This is a genomic window from Pseudoalteromonas thalassia, from assembly GCF_049257215.1.
Taxonomy (GTDB): Bacteria; Pseudomonadota; Gammaproteobacteria; order Enterobacterales; family Alteromonadaceae; genus Pseudoalteromonas; species Pseudoalteromonas lipolytica_C.
Window position 1 is genome coordinate 190,074 of record NZ_JBMMUE010000002.1, and the last position, 19,911, is coordinate 209,984.

Consider the following 19,911-nt stretch of genomic DNA (forward strand, 5'->3'; position numbering starts at 1 on the left):
TCAGCATTTTACTAACTAGACTATAAAATCATCACTGAAAAGCCACTTAACAGCAAAACAGACATAGTTAATACACTGACATACTTCACCCAAGAAACGGTAAAACTGTATAAAATCATGAGCATAACTACACTTAATGCCATATAACCACAAAACAGCAGAGCACCATAACCACCATCATTAAGCACACTAAGCAGCAAACTTAGTAAAATAGTGATCCAGCCACTCATCAAAAAGCTATGCCGCTGTTTTTCGGTTAATTTCTTTTTAAACACATCACGAAAATGATTGAACTTTGCAAGTGCAAAACAATTAAACCCCAAAAAGCAGAGACTAAATTGCAGTAACTCCATCATCCTTGTTGCTCCTTTAACAGCCTGTTTTTATTTGATTTAGCCTTATTTATCACGGTTTTATGGCTAGGTATTTTTTTGCTTTGTAGTAAAAACAGCAGCCCAGCACAAATAAACGCACTATCGATACCGAATAAAGCCCACTGTTTAGTTAGTAAATACGTGATCCAATTACCATCAGTCGTCAGTGCATTTACCACCGGCACTAAAAAGCAAGCTATGGCATTAAGCCATGCACTATAGCGCCAATGATGTTTTTCTCGGCCGCTCACAGCGATAATTAGCATCGCCAGCCAAGCTAAGAAAAACACGAGTATTTCTTTATCGGCACGCTCAGCTAACTCTAAAGGCAATAAACGGTTAGCAATAAAGAAAGCTGCTGTAGCAAAAGGTAAGCCCATCAGTGTGGCCAAATTTAGTGTCTCAACGAGCTTCAAGCCAAAACTTGGTTGTTGGTCAGATTTTTGTCTCTCACGAAGGCGTTTTGCCCACATAATGCAGCCTGTAGCAATCATGGCACAACCAGCTACGCCACAGAAAAAATACAACCAACGCAGCAAGGGTTTAGCTAAGCGACCACTATGCAATGCGGTCATTGAGTCATAAAACTGCGCTGAAGCGCTCCAATCCTCACCAGAACTTGCTTCTAGTTCACCTGTTACACCATTGAATAAGTAACGCGGTCCGTTATCTACAACATCTTTACCGGTTGCTAAATAAACCACTATTTGCGAGGTCGCTGTATTGGCATTTCTTACAAACACATAGCTAATGTCGGCATTTGGTGACTTAGTATAAATCTGATCTAACACGTCGTTAATTGCAATCAAGGGGCGCTGCTCTTCACTAGGCTTTGCACGTTTGTTGATGGGTAACGCTTCTTCAAACATTTGCTTCAAGCCATCTTCATATACAGTTTCAGCAGGGTAGGGGAACAACATAAATATGAGAGTGATAATCCCCGTATAAGTAATCATAATATGAAATGGTAGTGCCAGTACTGACGAAACATTATGTGCATCAAGCCAACTACGGCTACCTTTATTTGCTCTAAAACTAAACATATCTTTAAAGATACGCTTATGGATCACGATGCCAGTAACCAGTGCTACCAGCATAAATAATGAGGCTAAACAAACAATTATACGTGCAGTAAATACGTCTATGTAATGTAAATCAAAGTGCAAGCGATAAAAAAAGTTGCCTCCTTTTGTATCGCGAGGCGCTGGCAATTGCTCTAAGGTATTTGGGTCTAAATGCGTATAGTTAAAAGGCGCTCGGCGCTGGCCTGGCTGTTTAGGCTCAGCATACCCATAGCTTAAAATAGGATTACGCGGCTCAGGTAAGTTTATTCGCCAAGATAATGAATTAGGTGCCTGATGTTGTAATTGTGCAAACACATAATTAATTTGCTCGGCTTGAGACTGAACACGTTGCACTTGGTGCTTTACATGATGCGTTTCTGGCTCAGCCCAAATAGTGATTTCATCTTTGAAAAAGCTGATAGTGCCTGCAAAAAATATCAAGAATAATAACCAGCATACCAATAAGCCCACCCAGGTATGAAGCCATGTCATGGAGCGGAAAAAACTCTCTTTCATAGCCATCCCTTAATAAATGAAAGGGCCAGCAATTGCCCACTAGTAGTTAGTAAAATAGTGATCCAAACAGTCTTTAAAGACTTAACGGCAAACACCCAAATAAACACGCAACAGTAAAAAAATACCGAAAGAGTCGTGGTCAACAGCACGCTGTCGAGTTTATTAAGAGGTAGTAACACAGCTAATAATGAAATAAGTACACTGGTAAAAGCGTAACCCCCCATGATGGCTGCAACAAAACGCAAAAACACAGCGACACGATAAGAGAGGCTCACAGAGCGCTTTTTAGCTGTATTTTTAGGGCGATTGCCTGCCATTGCATCTAATGATTGAGAATGCATGATAATCCCTTAGAAAATAACACAAGAAGAAAAACCCGTATTATATCGCCGGCAAACAGAAAAGATAGTAGTTATCATTTGCATACACGTATTAAATACTGAAACAAAACCAACTAAGTCGTTATGTTAGTAAAATAATGATCTGCTAGCTTTGTTCTGTGCAATATCATATGGTGTTAAGTAAATAAAAAGGGAGTTGCAATGAAAACGATAGGCTTAATCGGAGGCATGAGTTGGGAGTCTACACAAAGTTACTACCAGCTTTTAAATCAAGGCATTAAAAATAAACTGGGGGGGCTGCACAGTGCAAAGATAGTGCTTGTCAGTCTCGATTTTGCCAGCATAGCAGCGCTACAACAGCAACAAGATTGGCCACAAATGGCCGAGATACTCATTAAAGCAGCCAAACAAGTTGAAGCTGCTGGCGCAGATTATTTATTAATTTGTACCAATACAATGCATAAACTAGCAGAGCAAGTACAAGCAGCCGTTGCAATTCCTTTGTTACACATCGCCGATGCAGTTGGTGAAAACCTGATCCAACACAACTTTAAAAAAGTGGCTTTGTTGGGTACCCAGTTCACTATGGAACAAGACTTTTACAAACAGCGTTTAGCAGATAAATTCGCAATAGACGTGTTAATCCCTGATGCACAGGGGCGTGAAACAGTGCACCGCATCATTTATGATGAACTATGTAAAGGCATAATCAAGCCAGAATCCAAAGCTGAGTATTTAACTATTATTGATAAGCTAACTCAGCAAGGTGCAGAAGCGGTTATTCTTGGCTGCACAGAAATAGGATTACTAGTACAACAATCCGATACCTCAATACCATTACTTGATAGTACAGCAGTTCATTGCGCTATGGCGCTTGAGAATAGTTTAAAATAGGAGCAGATTATGTCGAACCACCATAGCTTAAATTATGTTGAATTTGCCGCCAAAGATTTAGCTGCAACAAAAGCATTTTTTCATCAGGTTTTTAAATGGCAATTTACCGATTATGGCCCTGAGTACACGGCTTTTAGCGCTGGATCAGCGGGTCTTGATGGCGGTTTTTATCAAGCGCCATTAACTAGCTTAACCAGTAATGGTGGCGCGCTACTAGTGCTTTATTCAAATAATATTAAAGACACTCAAGCGCAGGTAGAAAAACATGGTGGCACGATTATTAAACCCTTGTTTGATTTTCCTGGAGGCTGTCGTTTTCACTTCATAGAGCCAAGTGGTAATGAGTTAGCTGTTTGGTCAAAACAAGCATAGATCATATTTTTACTAACTGATGAGTACTCAATCGTTATTACAACTAGTTAGTAAATGCGTGATCTGTGAACCGCATTTACCACTTGGGGCACGCCCTGTTATTCAATTTAACCCACAAGCTCGCATTTTAATTGCCGGTCAAGCCCCGGGGATTAAAGTACATGAAAGTGGCAAACCATTCGATGATGCAAGTGGCCAAAGGCTTCGCTCTTGGCTTGGTGTAACGAGCGATGAGTTTTATGATGACTGCAATTTTGCTATTTTACCGATGGGCTTTTGCTACCCAGGCAAAGGCAAGTCTGGCGATTTACCGCCAAGAAAAGAGTGCGCTGTAGCATGGCGCGAAAAACTTTTAGCGCAGCTCAATAATATTGAGCTCACGATTATCTTAGGTAAATACGCGCAGGCATATCATTTGCCTCACACTAAGCAGCTCCCCTTAACTGAGTTAGTAAAATCGTGGCGTGAATATTGGCCAAATTACTTGCCACTGCCTCACCCAAGCCCTCGCAATAATATCTGGCTGAAGAAAAATCCGTGGTTTGAGCAACAAGTATTGCCTGAGCTTGCTAGTAAAATACGTACAATTTTAGCAGGGTAAAAAATGAAAAATACCTTTTTTGCTGAACACGGCTATTACCATGTAAAGGCCCTTTACACAGAGAGTGAGTTTAGCAAAGTAAGGCCTATTCTCGATACATTTCATCATCATTGGTTGCAAGAAAACCAAGGCTTTTATCAATCCAAAGGGATTAATAGCTCAGGATTGACTGGCGCTGCATGTTTAAGTACTGAGGAAAAGTTTACTCTTTTTGAATTTATCTGTGCCGATACATTATTAGAACAGGTTAAAGGCATTGTTGCTGTTCCTCAGTTTATGAATACTCAATTATTCTTTAATCCTTACAACCCCAAACAAGCAAACTATTGGCATCGCGATATGCAATATCACTTAGAGCTTGAAGCGCAAAAGGCAGCACTTTGCGGCCCTGAAGTATTGCATTGCCGCGTTGCTTTTGAAGATGAACTGGGCATAGAGCTAATACCGGGTAGTCATAAAAATTGGGATTCAGATGAAGAGTTAGCAGTTAGATTAGAGCAGCAGGGTGCTCGCAATAGTGACTCATTGACTCGCGGTAAACGTGTAGCACTCAAAAAGGGTGACTTACTTATATTTTCGGCAAATATGATCCATCGTGGCTTATATGGCATGAATCGTTTTGCCCTTGATATTCTTTACTTTGAGCGGCACCCAAGTCTTAAAGAATTTGTACAAACTGGATTTTTACCAACTGCAGAACAAAAGCAGCAATTAAAAAACGCGATGGTATTTGAGTAAGCAAAAAAAAGCGGCTACTTAGCCGCTTTCTTTATTTTATTGTGCTGTTACTGCAACATTGCAAACAATTCTTTTAACTGCGGCATGTATTGCTTAACTAAGTTAACGTTACTTTCGCTTACATCCGCTGTTGCAGTACTTGCTTTAACACCTTCTAAAGCACCCACCATTGAGCGAGTCCCCGCATCTGATGATGATGCAGTTAAGCTCTGTAAACCACTCATTGCTTGATTTACACGTTGCTTGTTCTCTTCTGATATTCCCGCTTTAAGGTTTTCTAAATACGCCATTGATACCTCTGAGCCAACAGTAACTAACTGTTCTGGCGTAAACCCGTATTGCTTGGTTAACGCTTCAAACTCAGTATAAAGCTCATGCTCTTTAATGTGACCTAACGCATTCATAACTGACGAACTATCTACACTTCCTAGCATACCACTTAGGTCAACAGTATTCAGTTCTGGCTGGTTTTGTGACCAGTTAACTACAGCAGGTAATGCTTTAATGTAACGCTGTAATTGGTTCTCAGTTATATCTTCAGCGAGACTTGAAAAACTCATTGCAAGTAAACTGATTGAAAAAAGTAGGGCTTTCATGTGGATCTCCTTTCGTTCATATTTGTCGCAACTAGCATGAATCAAAGGGCAATTATACTCAGCTAATTACAAATGTTACACTTGCATTTTTATCACAGCTAACTGAACCTGATGTTAATTATTTCTAATACTGTCACTATCGATGAATGGGAGCTCGACTTTAGCGCAATTCGCTCACAGGGTGCGGGCGGACAAAATGTCAATAAGGTTGCCAGTGCTATTCATTTACGGTTTGATATAAAACGCTCTAAGCTACCTGACTTTTATAAACAACGTTTACTTAATTTAAATGACTCTCGAATCACCAAAGAAGGCGTTATAGTCATTAAGTCGCAAACACATCGAACTCAAGAATTAAATAAAGAAGACGCACTTAATCGATTAAAAGAATTGATCATCAGTGCTACTCAAGTACAAAAAAAGCGAAGGGCTACAAAACCCACCAAAAGTTCTCAGCGAAAACGCATGGATAGCAAAACAAAAAGGGGACAAACAAAAGCATTAAGGAAAAACATCGATATATAACTTTATTGTTAACAGACCGCTCAAAAAGCAAACAAAACTGTAAAGAAGTGTAACGTGTTAACAAAGTTAATTGATGGTTAACTCCACTAATACTATAATATTCATACTATCTCACTTATTTGCAAGGAGCCGCTGATGGGTCTCAAAACACACATTGTTGCGTCGTTAATGATAACGCTGTCAGCGCTGCCAATCACCAGCCACGCTGTTGATTCTTGGCAAGCCGGAAGCGCTTACCCGCAAGGAAGTGAAACTTGCTACAATGAAATTCTTTACAAAGCTAGATGGTGGGCAACACCAGGTGAAGAACCAGGTAGTTCACAATGGGGGGCATGGGTCGCTGATGTCGCTTCAAAAACATGTGTAGAGAGCGTCGTTAACAAACAAGAAAACCTACTAAAATCGTTACCGACTATTATTGAAAATAATCAGAAAAAAGAGAGCTCAAATTAGCTCTCTTTTTTAATGATTTACTAGTCAAATGTATGGTGACGAGTTACTTCAAAACGATTAAGTAAGTGATGCATTACATAGACCGCACAAAGACTTACTAAAATTGCCACTGACACCGACGAAAATCGATATAACGCGCTGTATACCAGATCTTGGCCCGGCCCTAATGATTGACCAAACAAAATGCCAAATGTGGTGATAATACCAAAACCAACACCCGGAATACCGCCAGCAATAATGTGATAACGACTAAAAATAAAAGTCAAAATCCATAAAATTAACGCCGGAAATATCAAAATATCGGTATGGTTATACAAAAATAACTGTGCAACTAACGCTAAGTTACATCCAATCAATGTGCCTATCGCACGTTGCCATGCAGCCATACCTGCCGCTTTCCAGCATAACGAAAACAAAATCAGTACCGACGCTGCTTGAGCTGAGATTGAATCTTGTAAGTCAAATACCTGAAATACAACAAATGATAAGGTTGCTACGGTTGAACAAAGTAATACTTCGTGGCGCACACTTTCTTTTGCTTTTTCTGGCATTACCCGACCTTGGCGTGGTGCAACATCAGGAAATAAACCATGCATTAGCATCGAGAACACCACAGTAACCACAACAGCAACGGCATTGCTAATGATCAACGGATAAATACTTACCCCACCACCAGTGTAAGTCGAAAAATGCAATTGAATAGACAAACTCACCACCGTTGTGGCACCAAATAAAAAGTTAGCGCCACGGCTCATTTGATAAAACAAAAAAGCAAATGCGATAAAGCTCATCATCGTCATAACAACAGGCAGGTGTGCAAATAGACCTTGCACAACTAGTACAAACAGTGCACTAAACACCGCGCCTGCGTAAAACTGACGAATAATATGCATGTTAAGCACGGGTACTAAGCCGAGCAATAACATAGGGTAAACTGTAAAAAAGATGCCATTAGGCCAGTTCATCAATTTTGCCAGTGCAAACCCTAATGCTGAGCCCGTGGCAATGCGAAGCGCTTGGCGCAAACCATTACCATCGAGTTGCAATCCTGACATAACTTACCCTGCCTTAGTAAATGAAATGCAGAACACTGATGAAGCGAATTTGCATGCTCGCAAACCAGCTGCCTATGCTTGAGTCAGGCAAAAGCTGAACAGTTGCACGCGCACCACTTGGAAATTTAGCTAACATCTGGTGCTCATCTAGTTGAATATGAATACGTTGGCGCTGTGCATCACGTACCCAACGATTACTACTTTCAGTAGCACTGAGCAAACCGTTTGCATTAAGCTGACCATCACTCACACCTGCTTCAAAGCTAATAATTTTGCCCGTAAACACTTTGCCCGGTAGCGCATCAAAGCTTACTTTTGCAGTGCTACCAATTTCTACATGAACCAAAGACTTTTCACGAAAATCTGCCACTAAATCAGCTTTATTAGCAACAATCGCCATTAGCGGCTGGCCCTTATTTGCATAGGTACCCGGTGTTACTTGTAGGTTGGCTGTTTTACCGTCGGTATCAGCTGTCACTGTGGTATACGACAGGTTTAGTTTCGCTTGCTCAAGCTGGTTTTGGGCATGGCGAAGCGCTAAATTGTCATCACCTATTTTACCGCGCGCTAATTTGGCCTCGCTAAGCTGGGCTTCAATTGCAGCTACATTGGCTTTGCTTGATTGATAGTTCGCATTGATTGTTTCGTACTCTTGCTCTGAAATAGAGCGCTTTTTCAATAACGACTCACCGCGCTCAAATAAAAGCCTTTGTTCATGCAGTTTTGCCTGTGCAGCCGCAAGCTGAGCTTCTATTGCCTTAACACTGCTATCTAAACGTTGGTTTTGTAGTTTCGCATCATCATAAGCGAGTTCTGCCTGCTGAACGGCAAGCTTAAAAGGCTCGTCGTTAATCTTAAACAAGGCTTGCTGCTTTTCGACTGCTTGATTGTTGGTGACTAATACGTCAGTCACGCGCCCACTTACTTGCGGGGTCACTTGCACAACAGGGTGATAAACACGGGCCTGCGGTGTGACAGGCATGTACAGATCAGCAATCACAAAATATAAAAATAAAACAATAAAACCCGCTAAAGAGATTTTTACGTAACGGGCAAATTTTTGATCCGGTGTCATAAGGTTACTTATCTCCTGAATAATGACGGATACACTGACGGGCATTTTGCTCCATCTGAATTAAACCATGCGCCATCGTATCGAGTTGCTCTGTGGTTAAGTCAGCATAAAGGTGCTCTTTCACATCAGCGATAATCACCTGTAATGTGTCTAACAATTGTAGACCTTGCTGTGTGAAGTACAGACGTTTACTGCGTTTATCTTCAGCGTCAGCTTTGCGAGCAATAATCTCTTGTTGCTCAAGCTGCTTAATAGTGCGAGTTAACGATGGCATTTCAATGCCCAAGCTATTTGCCAACTCTTGTTGGGTGCAACCTTGGTTTAGATGAAACAGGTGCATCATCGCGGTCCAACGAGATTGAGTAAGCCCCAAAGGCTCGACCGCCAAGGTGACAGCATCGCGACATAAACGATGCACACGGCCCATACTGCCGCACAGTGTTAAATCAAGAGTTTCGTGAAAAGGGGGAGTGGAAGACATAATGCGCTCCATTTACTTAGCATGCTAACTATTTTAATGTAGTTAGCATGCTAAGTAAATGTTGATGCAATTAATAAAACAGATAGCTATGTTCGATAAAAGCGAACAACCGCAAGAGTTATGCGACGAATAATACTATTTTGCAATTAACTCTTTGATATGGCTTTCATAGAGGTCTAATTTATCAGCAACAAATCCTGTATGTTGGAACCGTACTAAGCCCTCTTTATCGATTAAAAAACTACTAGGCATTCCTTTAAGTTGGTATTGCCTGCCAATAACAGCATCAGGGTCGTAAATAATAGTAAAGTTCACTGCAAACTCAGCTAAAAACGCATCGGCATCACTGCGTTCAACATCAATATTTACAGCTATCACTTCAAGTCCTTGCTGTTGATACTTGTTCTGCATCGCTATAAACCAAGGAAACGACCGTCGACATGGACTACACCAAGATGCCCAAAAATCGAGTAACACAACTTTCCCTTTATATTGGCTCAGTAGTTTAGACAATTGCTGCTGACTTGCAGTTAAAGGAGCAGTAGAAGATTGCTCTGCCATAGCAGCAGAGCCCGTTAATAAAAGAAGTGCAATTAAGATGTGTTTGATCATTGATAATTTAACAAGTTCGCAGGTGAATATTGGTCAGTGAGTACCTTGGTATCCGCGGGCCAATCTTGATTACCCTTAGTATAAAACAAATGTTCACGCAGTAACTGCAAATCAACATCGTAAGGGGTTAACTTATTTGCGAGTTTATTGGCGCGCTCGGCTAATTGTTGCTGGCTAGGCATAGTCTCGAAGCCTGCCAAAATAATGCGATTAGAGTTTTCATCGGTCACAACATTAACAAAGTCACCAAACACATCAAAGTAAGTTGCCGACTCATGCTGGTACAATTTACTCGATGAAAAAGTATTTGCTGCAACAATGCCGCCATCAGCCAGTATACTTTTTACTTCTGCAAAAAATTCCTTAGTGAGAAGGTGCTCAGGGATATAATCGCCATTAAAGGCATCAAGAATTATCCAATCGTACTTTTGCTTTTTCAGTGCAGCGCGTTTGATAAAAATACGCCCATCTTGCACTTTAGATGTCACATTATCGGTTTCTACAAAACTAAAATAATCACGGGCGACTTTTATTACCGCAGGGTCAATTTCGACATTTTCGATACTCGCTTCAGGATAAAGCTCATGTATAGTATTAGAGAGTGAGCCACCTCCCAAACCAATGATCAATACATTCAGCGGGTTATCAATAAATAGTAGGCTTGCAAAGGTCATTTTGGTGTAATTAAACACCAGCTTTTTAGGCTTACTTTCATACATACAACTTTGCGTACTTTTACGAGTTTTTTCGTTGAATTTTAAACACAGTAAGTCGCCAGACTTCTCAACTAAGATATTGCGATAAAGCGAGCGCTCTTTATGGATTACTTCAGCCAACCCGCTAAAAGGCAGCACTATGAGTAAACAAATCATTAAGACTCTAAACATACAGTACGCTCCTTTGTTTTTATTTGACTAACAGCAATTGCAAGCAAACCAAGCGCGCCTAGTACCGCTGCAAAGGTTTTAATAATGTCGTTAACATCAAAAGCTAGCACCATATAAAAAGAGGTAATAATCGTGCCAAGAGCGCTTCCTAGGGTGCTCACAAAATACAAACCACCGGCAACCTGACCACTTTTTTCATGATCGGTAACCAATAATCGCACTGAATAAGGAGAGATCATGCCCAATATTGTTGTAGGGATAAAAAACAACGCCGTTGATGCCAGTAACGAGCCATAACGGCTGTCTTCAACATAAGTGAAAATAAAGGTCATAATTGGCTCGGCAAATAGTACAATTGGCACCACCATAATGCTCGCAACAAAGAAAATAAGACCGTATTTAGTTAACGAAGGATTGCGAGTAGAGAGCTTGCCGCCAAGCAAATAACCGATTGATAAGCTCAGCATAAATACAGTGATAATACTGCCCCATATATGCACACTACTACCAAAGTAAGGCGCTAATATTCGCCCGCCTAAAAGCTCAATTCCCATAATACAAAAGCCGCTACTAAAGGCTAAAAAGTAGATAAGCGCATTGATTTTATTCATTAAACACCCGCTGATTTTGTTGTTATTTTACCCATCTTAACCTGATGCAGTTAAGGATGCCATGACTGTTTTTTAAGCTGTAAAGGCCGTTTACAAAATGATAGCTAATGAAATAAATAGTAAAAAAGGCTAGGTTAAAGCACATATGCTCTGGTATTTTAACGGGAACAAATAAGCAAGGATAAATGCAATGGATCAGCAAGTAACACACATCAATATCGACAACCCTACGACCTTATTTGGCCTCAAAGTTCGCACTAGCAATATAAACGAATTGAGCGGTGAAGGTGCCAAAATTGCAGGCTTATGGCAGCAGTTTTACACAGACATAGCGCCCAAATTAGCGCCATCTAGCCAAGTTTATGGCGTGTACACTCATTATGAATCAGATGTCACAGGGGAGTTTGATGTATTTGCTTGTACTGACCTGCAAGTCACTTTGCCAGAGATAGAACAAACTACACTCGCCACAGGTAACTACCTTCGCTTTAGCGGCAAAGGTGCAATGCCACAAACCGTTATCGATGTTTGGGGTCAAGTTTGGCAGTACTTTAGTAATGAACAGTGCCCGCATATTCGAGCATATAAAACTGACTTTGAGTTTTATAAAAGCAGTGAAGAAGTTGAAGTATTCATTTCGGTTGAATAACACTAAACCCTATTTTTAGTGTAAAGCCCCATTACAAAATAAAGCCGCTTATTGCGGCTTTGTTGTTTGCTTAATTGGCGTATCTCAGCGCTAATTGTTCTGCTTTAGCATAAGCATTAGTCAAAGAGCGTTGGTGTCTTTGGTCGTTAAATTCTTGATACTCACAGGCTATTTCATCAATATGCTGAACACCTAAATACTTACTCAAGGTTTTAATGTGCGGCACTAAATGGCTCATACTCTCGCGTATACCACCGGCCTCAAAGCCAAACTCACCCGTTGAGGTAATAACCAGCAAACGTTTACCAGTTAACAAGGGTTGCAAAGGGAAATCCCCCCGCTGCAAGTCAAAATCAAACGTTTTATTGATCCTAACGATTTGATCAAACCATGCTTTTAATTGCGCAGGCATGCCATAGTTATACATAGGCGTTGATATCACTATGGTGTCAGCCTTAACTAATTCATTTATCAATTCATCAGATTCGGCCAGTACTTCTTTTTGCTCTAGCGTTAACTTGTTGACTGGCGTAAACACAGCAGCAATCCAAGATTGATTAATAAATGAAGGTGGATTCATCCCAACATCACGATAAATGTACTCAGCTATAGCGTTGTATTGCTGTAAATGATTTACAAATTGTTTAGCAATATTTTTAGAGATTGAGTCGTGGTTAGGGTTTGCATTTTTAGCTGAACGCACACTAGCATCAATGTGTAGCAGAGTAGTCATAGTAAATACCTCATTAGTTAATGTGTTGGTATCATCATTAAATGAGGGCCATTTAACAAACGAGTTATAATTCACTATAAGTAAGTTATACTCATCTATAAATTTAGACGGGTTCAACTATGCATATATCATTACAAGCTTTAAAAGCCTTTGAGTCAGCTGCACGATTAGGTAGCTTTAAAGCAGCCGCCGCTGAACTTGCGATTACGCCTACAGCGGTATCGCACCATATTGCTAATCTAGAAAGCCGCTTAAATACTGACTTATTTCATCGCGAGGTGAGAAAGATTACCTTAACTGCATCAGGCGAGTACCTGAGTCAAAACACAACTAGCGGCTTTAAGCTTATTTTTGCGGCAATTGAACAATTGAGCCAAGCACATAACCAAGTACGCATCACCACAACATCATCTCTAGCAGCCCTAAGATTAATACCCGCTTTAGAAGAGCTAAATAACGAAAAACCGCATTTACAGCTTGATATATCAACCAGTGAAACTTTAGATAAGCAACTGCATACCTTGCCTGTTAGGCTAGGAAATAGTGAGGAAGTAAACAAAGCAGATATCATCAAATATGAGCGCTTTGATATGTATGCGGCAAACGCACAACAAAGCGCTCCTTGGCTTGATAAACAGGTTAATTTATACACCAGCCAATGGAAAAATAATGCCCTACCAGCCCCACCATTAATGCAGTGGCTCAAAGTAAATAACCTAAGTGATTCATGTTTCAAGGTAAAAACATTCGATCAAGAACTGTTTGGTATAAATCAGGTGCTCGCCAATAAAGGCGTGGTTTTTTGCTCAAAAACCTTAGTGCAACCTTACCTAGATGCAGGGTTACTAACATCGTTTAATAGCCAAGATGTTGAATCAAAACTGTGTTACTACATTCCCGAAAAATCTCGCTTCGAAACAGCAACGCATAACGTTGTGATTGAATGGCTTGAGCGGTTACTGAATGTTGAATGTTGAATGTTGAATTAAGTATAAGTTGACATAAATTTGAACAATAAATTGTCATAGCCTATTTTGTAGTCAGTACGCTAAAATGAAACTACTATGTACAGACGTCAACTCAAACACTCCATAGTAAAAACCCTTTTAATTCGCCAGTCAAAAGAGCAAGGATATTAGTCTCGTAGAGTCGGACTGAGTTCGATACTTGTTTCCACTTCGAATATTCCCCAACGATTGTCGCGTTTGAGGCTCAGCCTGTTGGCTTTAATACCAATTCGCTTAATTAAGTGATCTATTTTGAGGCAATAAAACCTCGTTGATAGCAAGGCAAAAATTTCGTTATTTAGTTGTTCTAAATCAGAAATTTTTAACGCAGATAGCGACAGGTTTAATCCCTCAAAATGATTAAGTATTATTGCGGATTGGTATAAATACGACTTTGAAAGCTGTACTTGCCCATACACACCTGATTCTCTTTTAACTCACAGCGATGGTACGCAAAGTATATTGAGTCAAAGTCAGTAAAAGAGCTTGCTAAATAAGAGTAATCTTCAGTGTGAGCTGCCGAGTAGGCAGCTGAAATAAGGTCAGGAAGTAATCAATCACAACATGTTACTTTTAACTTCCGAAAAGGTAGGGCTAACTATAAAACACCCAGGCAAATGCTGGGGTGTTTTCTTTAAAATACAGTGGTACGCCGAACAATATCTAATAGTATGCAATTTGTCTGAGAGCTTTGTTATGTATGACGTTCAAATATTTGGATTGCCAATGATATCACTAACAGTAGTGACCTTTGTTATCGGCATGTACATTCTGGCAAAGCGAGTGAAAAATAAGTGAGCTAACTTTAACTTGTTGTATTGTAATCGTAATATAAATACCAGTGTTATATCTAGGATACGGTATATGGAGACATAAGCTTTAGAGTCGCACATACAAAATTTTGTGTATGTTCAGGGTCGAATTCATCAATATTTATGGATTGAATTACCAGCCAACCGTCAACTAAAGCTGTTAATTGGTCACATAGCATTTTAGCACTAATATCCTTGCGAATTGCACCTTCCAATTGTCCTTGCTCGATGCTTAAAGTGAGAATTGACTTTAACTTTTCGTATTTTTTTAGTAGATATCTTGCAAAGTGGGGCTCATTTCTAGCGTAAATCAACAACTCAGAAAAAACAGGGGCTGTGCTTTCACTCTCATTCTGCGCGCGCTTTAACCAGTTATTTAATATGTCTCTTATATCAAGGTATCTACCATCGTTAATTAGTAACTGTTCATATTCTTCAAAAATAAAATCAGTAGCAGCGGTGATCATTTCTTCTTTGTTTTTGAAGTAATAGGTCATTGTTCCTGTTGAGCAGCCAACTTTCGCCGATACTTTACGCATAGAGGTTCCTCTATGGCCTTGTTCGCACAGTACCTCAATCACGGCTGACACCAATTGCTTTCGTTTGGAATCGTGATCTCCAGCCGGGCGTCCTCTTTTTGCTTTGCCTTTATTGTGACTGTACTCATTATTACTCATTTGGTGGTTAAACTCCTATGGATTAGTTGTTCTGCATAAATTCGGTATTAGAAGCGAAATTTTCAAGCTTGAACATGAACTACAAAAACACTCTGATTCGCTGTGCTTCGATACGCAATTTTTTCATAACGATATGTCTTGATGCAACACAATACGACTACGTAGTGGCCGTGACATATGAAGATATCCACAAGATTCACATGGAATAATTGCTATCAACCTAAAGTATCACTTCAGCAATCGCTATTTACACACCTTGGCCTAATTAACATAACACATGTTGTGTTAATTGTGGTGGTTATATTACAATCAGGTTTAAGGCAACTTGGCACAACTTCATTAACGGTTTAATTGTGCGGTATAGGGCCTGGTACTACGTTATTAAAATTACTCAAGTCTAATTTCTGGGAGTTCTCGATGAAAAATATAACAAAGGGCAGTATGGTTCTGATGACCTTAATGTTGGCGTCCACGTTGCTGGGGTGTGATCAAAAGCAGCCAGAAGAAAACACTCCTGTATCAAGACCTGTAAAAATTTATACGGTTGGTGGAGATAGTGTACAAAACTCATCTCGCTATCCGGGAAGTGTATCCGCCGCGCTTGAGTCAACACTCGCATTTGAGGTGCCTGGCAAGATTACTTCTCTTAAAATTAAAGAGGGTCAGACAGTTTCGGCTGGCCAAGTGTTAGCAAATCTAGATGCTCGAGACTATCAATCACAGCTTGATAGCACACAATCTAATAGGGATGCTGCGTTGGCTGATTTTGAGCGATATAAAAAAGCGCTCAAGGCGAATGCCGTCACCCCACAAGCATTTGATGAAGCTAAACGAAATTTAGAAGTAGCTCAGTCTGAATTCAGGCGCGCAAAGAAAGCCGTTGATGATACCACTCTAACAGCACCGTTTGCTGGTAGAGTGGTGAGTATTAATATTGACCAGTTTGACACGGTTCATGCAAAGCAACCTGTTCTTCAATTACACAGTGATTCCGCTTTCGAAATGATCGTTGATGTTCCAGAAGCTGACTGGGCACAGGGAAAAAAAGTCAGTTCAGCTTCGGAGATTGATTTAAAGGATCAATTGTTTGTAACAGTTAGTGCTGCACCTAATGAAAAATTTCCGGGTGTTATTACAGAGTTTTCTGGTGCTGCTGATGCGATCACCCGTACATACAAAGTCACTGTCGCCTTTTCAGTATCTGAGGATAGTATCGTCGGCTCAGGTATGACGGGCCATGTTTTATATGAGCCTCTTGAAAGCTCTTCCGGAAATAGAGGACTTCAGGTTCCCGTTGATGCAATTGTGGGTGATGTAGATAACCAGTCTTTTGTTTGGCTCTACAATGCTGATAAGGGCATCGTTACAAAGCAACCCGTTATATTAGGCAGTGTGAGTTCGAACTGGGTGCAAATTGAGAGCGGTCTAGCCAGAGGCGACCAAATCGCTGTATCAGGCGTGCACAGCATGTTTGATGGGTTTCTAGTTCACCCATTAGAGGATTAATCTCATGAATTTTGCCGCAGCCGCTATCGAAAAGAAAACCGTTACGCTCGTACTCACCATCGTTATGTTACTCGCCGGCTTAATGATATTTAGCCAAATGAGTCGACTGGAAGACCCTGAGTTTACAATTAAAGAAGCCTTAGTCGTCACCCCTTATAGCGGAGCATCCGCTGAAGAAGTTGAACAGGAAGTAACAGAACTTATTGAAAAAGCGATTCAACAGCTCGGAGAGTTAGATAAAGTTACATCCAAGTCAGAGCGTGGATTATCAACGATTACTGTTTCAATCAAAGAGCAGTACAACAGTGAGACTCTCCCCCAAGTATGGAATAAGCTCAGGCAAAAAGTAAGCGATGTTCAACGGTATCTCCCACCTGGAGCTGGAACATCGTTAGTTATGGACGATTATGGTGACGTGTACAGTGTATTTATGGTTGTAACTGGAGACGGTTACACCTACCGCGAACTAAAATCGTATGTTGATGAGCTGCAACAAAAATTACTGCAAGTGAAAGGGGTTGGCAAAATCAATACGTTTGGTGAGCGTAGTGAAGCAATCTACGTTGAGTTTAACAGAGATCGGTTAGCCCAGTTAGGTTTGTCCCCGGAGCGGATAACGCATCAACTAAGCAGTAAAGGCATTGTAGTTGATGCAGGTAATGTACAAGTAGGTAGAGCTAATGTTGCCATTACACCAACGGGTGGCTTTAGTCAGGTTGAAGATTTTAATTACCTGTTGATTTCTGACGGTTCGAGTAAACAGTTTTATCTACGAGACATTGCCAACGTGCGTCGTGGTTATGTTGAACCTGCTACACAACATATTCACTTCGATGGGAAAGAAGGGATAGGCCTTGGTATTTCTACTGTTTCTGGCGGCAATGTTGTTGATATGGGGGAAGCGATATTAGATAAACTGGATGAGCTTAAGGGGCAACGTCCTGCAGGAATAGAATTTGGTTATGTATCTTTGCAATCAAAAGCAGTTACAGAAGCGATTTCAGGCTTCGTTACAAGCCTTGTGGAGGCAGTGATTATCGTGATCGCTGTACTACTTCTGTTTATGGGGTTAAGGAGCGGTTTGCTGATTGGTTTTGTATTGGTTTTGACCATTGCGGGTTCATTTATTTTTCTTGAACCAATGGGAGTTGCGCTTGAGCGAATTTCTCTCGGAGCGCTCATTATCGCGCTAGGCATGCTAGTTGATAATGCAATAGTAGTTGTCGATGGTGTGCTTGTTCGAATGCAAAAGGGAGAAAAAGCATCTAGTGCTGCAGTTAAAGTTGTCAATCAGTCTGCTTGGCCTTTGCTCGCTGCAACTTTGATAGCAATTTTAGCTTTTGCAGCCATTGGTACCTCAAACGATGCTACAGGTGAATATTGCCGCTCTCTTTTTCAGGTCGTGTTGGTGTCATTGCTTCTTAGCTGGGTTACTGCAGTAACCGTCACCCCTGTTTTATGTGTTATGTTCTTAAAAGCACCAAAGGAGAGTGATAGAAAATCTGAGCCATATGGAGGAGCTTTTTATATCGGCTATAGAATGCTTCTGAGACGCTGTATTCGCCACCGTTATATTAGTTCGGCATCGGTAGTCGGTATATTTGCATTTGCGTTGTGGGGATTTTCATTCGTAGAGCAAAGTTTCTTTCCCAGCTCAACAAGAGCACAGTTTATGGTGGATATGTGGCTTCCACAAGGCAGTCATATTGTAGAAACCCAGAAGAGTGCCAAAAAGGTCGAGTCTTATTTAAATGCGCAGCCAAATGTAACACACGTTACAACGACAGTAGGCGAAGGTGCTCTGAGGTTTTTACTGACTTATCAGCCTGTGCAACCAAATAGTAGCTACGCCCAGTTTCTTGTAGATGTTGATGACTACAAAAAAATACCCGATCTTATGTCAACGGTAGAATCCCAGCTTTCTGAAAAGCATCCTGATGCATTGATTTACGCATCCCCCTTTGAATTGGGTACTGGCGGAACCGGTAAAATTCAAGCGCGTATAAGTGGGCCTGACTCAGACCAACTAAGGAGCATTGCTAATGAAGTAAAACAGGTGTTTTCATCCGACCCGAATACAAAGGCCATTCGAACTGACTGGCGACAAAAAGTGAAGGTAATTAAAGCTGTTTTAATAGAAGAGCAAGCTAACTTGAATGGCATTACGCGGCCTATGGTAGCGGAGGCAATTCGGGAATCATATGACGGGGTATTAACGGGGGTATTTCGTGATCAAGATCTGTTATTGCCGATCATTGTTAGGGCGGATGACAGTATTAGAGAAGATGCTAACAACCTAGGTAATATCCAAATATGGAGTCCTGTTGCGCAGAAAATGGTGCCTATCCGTCAAGTTGTACAGTCTTTTGAAACCGTTTTTGAAGATGGTTTAATCTACAGGCGAAATAGAGTACGTACGATCACTGTCATAGCAGACCCAAGTTCAGGAAATGCAGTCGAGCTCTTTAACCGGTTGAAACCAGAAGTAGAGAAAATACAGCTACCAAAAGGTTATAGTTTAGAATGGGGCGGTGAACATGAGGAATCTAAAAAAGCGGAGCAAGGCCTAGCAGTATCAATCCCTATTTTTGTTCTTGCAATGATTTTGCTTACCGTAGTGATGTTTAACTCTTTACGCCAAACGCTCGTGATATGGTTATGTGTTCCGTTGGCTGTTATAGGTGTAACTGTTGGTTTGTTGGTTACAAGTCAGCCTTTCGGGTTTATGGCCCTACTTGGCTTTTTAAGTCTAATTGGAATGTTGATCAAGAACGCGATCGTCCTAGTAGAGGAGATAAACCTTGAACAAAGCCAAGGTAAGGATTTATTAAATTCTATTGTAGATTCTGGTTGCAGTCGATTACGTCCAGTTGCTATGGCTGCATTAACGACCGCTTTAGGCATGATCCCATTGATATTCGATGCATTCTTCGTTTCAATGGCAATCACTATTATTGGCGGTTTAATATTTGCAACGATTTTGACAATGGTGGTTTTGCCAATCTTGTATTCTTTGATATTCAGAGCACCGAGTGAGAGCTAAAGCTTAATTAAGCCGCTTAGAAATGAGTCCAACTTTATGGGGTCACTTCAAACCTGCGGCTTTTTTTTGTGTAATAATTAAGCTGAAAGTTATGTAAATTACAACGGGAAGCAGTCCATTACCGGGACTTCACCGTCCGCTTTTAGCACTATTTGAACTGCGTCTGGGAGCAAAAACGGACTGGAGACAAACTCATTTTTGGACAAAAAAGTGTTGGAGTATTTATTCGGTTAACGCCTTTATCAGCGGCGAGCGTAGCGAGTCCAGCCGCAGTTCTTTGCGGGCGATG

At 40.8% G+C, this 19,911-nt stretch carries 22 protein-coding genes; 10 read left to right on the forward strand and 12 right to left on the reverse strand.

The features are described 5' to 3' along the window. Nucleotides 1-20 precede the first annotated feature (20 nt). From AAEU31_RS03225 to AAEU31_RS03235, 3 genes are read right to left on the reverse strand one after another with little or no spacing between them, the layout of a single operon-like run. Nucleotides 21-356: a DUF3325 domain-containing protein gene (locus AAEU31_RS03225; RefSeq protein ID WP_135926659.1), complete on the reverse strand. Its 336-nt coding sequence runs from the start codon at nt 354-356 to the stop codon at nt 21-23. Continuing rightward, nucleotides 353-1,954 (reverse strand): PepSY-associated TM helix domain-containing protein, encoded by a 1,602-nt coding sequence (locus AAEU31_RS03230; protein WP_421966415.1) that lies wholly within the window; start codon nt 1,952-1,954, stop codon nt 353-355. The genes AAEU31_RS03225 and AAEU31_RS03230 overlap by 4 nt, the downstream gene beginning before the upstream one ends. Then, nucleotides 1,951-2,295 carry a hypothetical protein gene (locus tag AAEU31_RS03235; protein WP_235382006.1) on the reverse strand — a complete coding sequence of 115 codons (345 nt, stop codon included), beginning with the start codon at nt 2,293-2,295 and terminating at the stop codon, nt 1,951-1,953. Before AAEU31_RS03235 ends, AAEU31_RS03230 begins: the two co-directional genes overlap by 4 nt. Before the next feature lie 201 nt (nt 2,296-2,496). Between AAEU31_RS03235 and AAEU31_RS03240 the strand changes: the two genes are divergently transcribed. The 4 genes from AAEU31_RS03240 to AAEU31_RS03255 are packed head-to-tail and all read left to right on the forward strand — an operon-like array spanning nt 2,497 to nt 4,900. Next, the gene (locus tag AAEU31_RS03240) at nt 2,497-3,189 is read left to right on the forward strand and encodes an aspartate/glutamate racemase family protein (protein ID WP_421966416.1); all 693 of its coding nucleotides are present in this window, start codon (nt 2,497-2,499) and stop codon (nt 3,187-3,189) included. Nucleotides 3,190-3,198: 9 nt separating this feature from the next. Continuing rightward, on the forward strand, nt 3,199-3,561 hold the full coding sequence (locus tag AAEU31_RS03245) for a VOC family protein (protein ID WP_135926656.1): 363 nt from the start codon (nt 3,199-3,201) through the stop codon (nt 3,559-3,561). 19 nt (nt 3,562-3,580) lie between these two features. Beyond that, nucleotides 3,581-4,162: a uracil-DNA glycosylase family protein gene (locus AAEU31_RS03250; protein WP_421966417.1), complete on the forward strand. Its 582-nt coding sequence runs from the start codon at nt 3,581-3,583 to the stop codon at nt 4,160-4,162. A 3-nt stretch (nt 4,163-4,165) separates the two neighbouring features. Beyond that, nucleotides 4,166-4,900 carry a phytanoyl-CoA dioxygenase family protein gene (locus AAEU31_RS03255; protein WP_421966418.1) on the forward strand — a complete coding sequence of 245 codons (735 nt, stop codon included), beginning with the start codon at nt 4,166-4,168 and terminating at the stop codon, nt 4,898-4,900. Between the two features lie 47 nt (nt 4,901-4,947). Here AAEU31_RS03255 and AAEU31_RS03260 read toward each other — a convergent pair whose 3' ends face one another. Continuing rightward, nucleotides 4,948-5,496: a short-chain dehydrogenase gene (locus AAEU31_RS03260; protein WP_421966419.1), complete on the reverse strand. Its 549-nt coding sequence runs from the start codon at nt 5,494-5,496 to the stop codon at nt 4,948-4,950. 111 nt (nt 5,497-5,607) lie between these two features. Between AAEU31_RS03260 and arfB the strand changes: the two genes are divergently transcribed. Beyond that, entirely contained in the window at nt 5,608-6,021 is a 414-nt protein-coding gene (arfB, locus tag AAEU31_RS03265) for an alternative ribosome rescue aminoacyl-tRNA hydrolase ArfB (RefSeq protein WP_135926652.1), read from the forward strand. A 135-nt stretch (nt 6,022-6,156) separates the two neighbouring features. Then, nucleotides 6,157-6,474, forward strand: coding sequence for a hypothetical protein (locus AAEU31_RS03270; RefSeq protein WP_135926651.1), 318 nt, complete (start codon nt 6,157-6,159; stop codon nt 6,472-6,474). 20 nt (nt 6,475-6,494) lie between these two features. Here AAEU31_RS03270 and AAEU31_RS03275 read toward each other — a convergent pair whose 3' ends face one another. The 6 genes from AAEU31_RS03275 to AAEU31_RS03300 all read right to left on the reverse strand — a co-directional run bounded on the left by AAEU31_RS03275 (nt 6,495) and on the right by AAEU31_RS03300 (nt 11,195). Then, nucleotides 6,495-7,529 (reverse strand): DUF2955 domain-containing protein, encoded by a 1,035-nt coding sequence (locus AAEU31_RS03275; RefSeq protein ID WP_421966420.1) that lies wholly within the window; start codon nt 7,527-7,529, stop codon nt 6,495-6,497. A 13-nt stretch (nt 7,530-7,542) separates the two neighbouring features. After that, nucleotides 7,543-8,604, reverse strand: a complete 1,062-nt coding sequence (locus AAEU31_RS03280; RefSeq protein WP_421966421.1) for an HlyD family secretion protein — start codon at nt 8,602-8,604, stop codon at nt 7,543-7,545. A 4-nt stretch (nt 8,605-8,608) separates the two neighbouring features. Continuing rightward, nucleotides 8,609-9,085 (reverse strand): MarR family winged helix-turn-helix transcriptional regulator, encoded by a 477-nt coding sequence (locus AAEU31_RS03285; RefSeq protein ID WP_421966422.1) that lies wholly within the window; start codon nt 9,083-9,085, stop codon nt 8,609-8,611. Between the two features lie 135 nt (nt 9,086-9,220). Continuing rightward, nucleotides 9,221-9,697 carry a TlpA disulfide reductase family protein gene (locus tag AAEU31_RS03290; protein ID WP_199526137.1) on the reverse strand — a complete coding sequence of 159 codons (477 nt, stop codon included), beginning with the start codon at nt 9,695-9,697 and terminating at the stop codon, nt 9,221-9,223. Next, entirely contained in the window at nt 9,694-10,584 is an 891-nt protein-coding gene (locus AAEU31_RS03295) for a spermidine synthase (protein WP_421966423.1), read from the reverse strand. The genes AAEU31_RS03290 and AAEU31_RS03295 overlap by 4 nt, the downstream gene beginning before the upstream one ends. Next, a complete protein-coding gene (locus tag AAEU31_RS03300; protein WP_421966424.1) occupies nt 10,569-11,195 on the reverse strand; it encodes a fused MFS/spermidine synthase in 627 nt (208 codons plus the stop codon). The genes AAEU31_RS03295 and AAEU31_RS03300 overlap by 16 nt, the downstream gene beginning before the upstream one ends. A gap of 190 nt (nt 11,196-11,385) precedes the next feature. Here AAEU31_RS03300 and AAEU31_RS03305 point away from each other — a divergent pair, with 190 nt between their 5' ends. After that, entirely contained in the window at nt 11,386-11,844 is a 459-nt protein-coding gene (locus AAEU31_RS03305) for a GyrI-like domain-containing protein (protein WP_135926644.1), read from the forward strand. Nucleotides 11,845-11,914: 70 nt separating this feature from the next. On the opposite strand, the gene AAEU31_RS03310 is transcribed toward AAEU31_RS03305, so the two are convergent. Continuing rightward, nucleotides 11,915-12,577, reverse strand: a complete 663-nt coding sequence (locus AAEU31_RS03310) for an FMN-dependent NADH-azoreductase (RefSeq protein WP_421966425.1) — start codon at nt 12,575-12,577, stop codon at nt 11,915-11,917. 119 nt (nt 12,578-12,696) lie between these two features. Here AAEU31_RS03310 and AAEU31_RS03315 point away from each other — a divergent pair, with 119 nt between their 5' ends. After that, nucleotides 12,697-13,554 (forward strand): LysR family transcriptional regulator, encoded by an 858-nt coding sequence (locus AAEU31_RS03315; protein ID WP_421966426.1) that lies wholly within the window; start codon nt 12,697-12,699, stop codon nt 13,552-13,554. 880 nt (nt 13,555-14,434) lie between these two features. Here the strand turns inward: AAEU31_RS03315 and AAEU31_RS03320 are convergent. Continuing rightward, a complete protein-coding gene (locus AAEU31_RS03320; RefSeq protein WP_421966427.1) occupies nt 14,435-15,073 on the reverse strand; it encodes a TetR/AcrR family transcriptional regulator in 639 nt (212 codons plus the stop codon). Nucleotides 15,074-15,490: 417 nt separating this feature from the next. Here AAEU31_RS03320 and AAEU31_RS03325 point away from each other — a divergent pair, with 417 nt between their 5' ends. Together AAEU31_RS03325 and AAEU31_RS03330 are read left to right on the forward strand one after the other, a co-directional pair. Next, entirely contained in the window at nt 15,491-16,579 is a 1,089-nt protein-coding gene (locus tag AAEU31_RS03325; RefSeq protein WP_421966428.1) for an efflux RND transporter periplasmic adaptor subunit, read from the forward strand. Between the two features lie 4 nt (nt 16,580-16,583). Next, complete coding sequence (locus tag AAEU31_RS03330; RefSeq protein ID WP_421966429.1) at nt 16,584-19,622, forward strand: efflux RND transporter permease subunit; 3,039 nt, start codon at nt 16,584-16,586, stop codon at nt 19,620-19,622. Nucleotides 19,623-19,911: the final 289 nt, after the last annotated feature.

Excerpts from the sequence above, each read along its gene's own strand:
- AAEU31_RS03325 (WP_421966428.1), top strand. The coding sequence starts at position 15,491 with ATGAAAAATATAACAAAGGGCAGTATGGTTCTGATGACCTTAATGTTG.
- AAEU31_RS03280 (WP_421966421.1), bottom strand. The coding sequence starts at position 8,604 with ATGACACCGGATCAAAAATTTGCCCGTTACGTAAAAATCTCTTTAGCG.
- AAEU31_RS03295 (WP_421966423.1), bottom strand. The coding sequence starts at position 10,584 with ATGTTTAGAGTCTTAATGATTTGTTTACTCATAGTGCTGCCTTTTAGC.
- AAEU31_RS03315 (WP_421966426.1), top strand. The coding sequence starts at position 12,697 with ATGCATATATCATTACAAGCTTTAAAAGCCTTTGAGTCAGCTGCACGA.
- AAEU31_RS03250 (WP_421966417.1), top strand. The coding sequence starts at position 3,581 with ATGAGTACTCAATCGTTATTACAACTAGTTAGTAAATGCGTGATCTGT.
- AAEU31_RS03320 (WP_421966427.1), bottom strand. The coding sequence starts at position 15,073 with ATGAGTAATAATGAGTACAGTCACAATAAAGGCAAAGCAAAAAGAGGA.
- AAEU31_RS03305 (WP_135926644.1), top strand. The coding sequence starts at position 11,386 with ATGGATCAGCAAGTAACACACATCAATATCGACAACCCTACGACCTTA.
- AAEU31_RS03235 (WP_235382006.1), bottom strand. The coding sequence starts at position 2,295 with ATGCATTCTCAATCATTAGATGCAATGGCAGGCAATCGCCCTAAAAAT.
- AAEU31_RS03330 (WP_421966429.1), top strand. The coding sequence starts at position 16,584 with ATGAATTTTGCCGCAGCCGCTATCGAAAAGAAAACCGTTACGCTCGTA.
- AAEU31_RS03310 (WP_421966425.1), bottom strand. The coding sequence starts at position 12,577 with ATGACTACTCTGCTACACATTGATGCTAGTGTGCGTTCAGCTAAAAAT.
- arfB (WP_135926652.1), top strand. The coding sequence starts at position 5,608 with ATGTTAATTATTTCTAATACTGTCACTATCGATGAATGGGAGCTCGAC.
- AAEU31_RS03275 (WP_421966420.1), bottom strand. The coding sequence starts at position 7,529 with ATGTCAGGATTGCAACTCGATGGTAATGGTTTGCGCCAAGCGCTTCGC.
- AAEU31_RS03270 (WP_135926651.1), top strand. The coding sequence starts at position 6,157 with ATGGGTCTCAAAACACACATTGTTGCGTCGTTAATGATAACGCTGTCA.
- AAEU31_RS03255 (WP_421966418.1), top strand. The coding sequence starts at position 4,166 with ATGAAAAATACCTTTTTTGCTGAACACGGCTATTACCATGTAAAGGCC.
- AAEU31_RS03260 (WP_421966419.1), bottom strand. The coding sequence starts at position 5,496 with ATGAAAGCCCTACTTTTTTCAATCAGTTTACTTGCAATGAGTTTTTCA.
- AAEU31_RS03225 (WP_135926659.1), bottom strand. The coding sequence starts at position 356 with ATGATGGAGTTACTGCAATTTAGTCTCTGCTTTTTGGGGTTTAATTGT.
- AAEU31_RS03230 (WP_421966415.1), bottom strand. The coding sequence starts at position 1,954 with ATGAAAGAGAGTTTTTTCCGCTCCATGACATGGCTTCATACCTGGGTG.
- AAEU31_RS03285 (WP_421966422.1), bottom strand. The coding sequence starts at position 9,085 with ATGTCTTCCACTCCCCCTTTTCACGAAACTCTTGATTTAACACTGTGC.
- AAEU31_RS03240 (WP_421966416.1), top strand. The coding sequence starts at position 2,497 with ATGAAAACGATAGGCTTAATCGGAGGCATGAGTTGGGAGTCTACACAA.
- AAEU31_RS03245 (WP_135926656.1), top strand. The coding sequence starts at position 3,199 with ATGTCGAACCACCATAGCTTAAATTATGTTGAATTTGCCGCCAAAGAT.
- AAEU31_RS03290 (WP_199526137.1), bottom strand. The coding sequence starts at position 9,697 with ATGATCAAACACATCTTAATTGCACTTCTTTTATTAACGGGCTCTGCT.
- AAEU31_RS03300 (WP_421966424.1), bottom strand. The coding sequence starts at position 11,195 with ATGAATAAAATCAATGCGCTTATCTACTTTTTAGCCTTTAGTAGCGGC.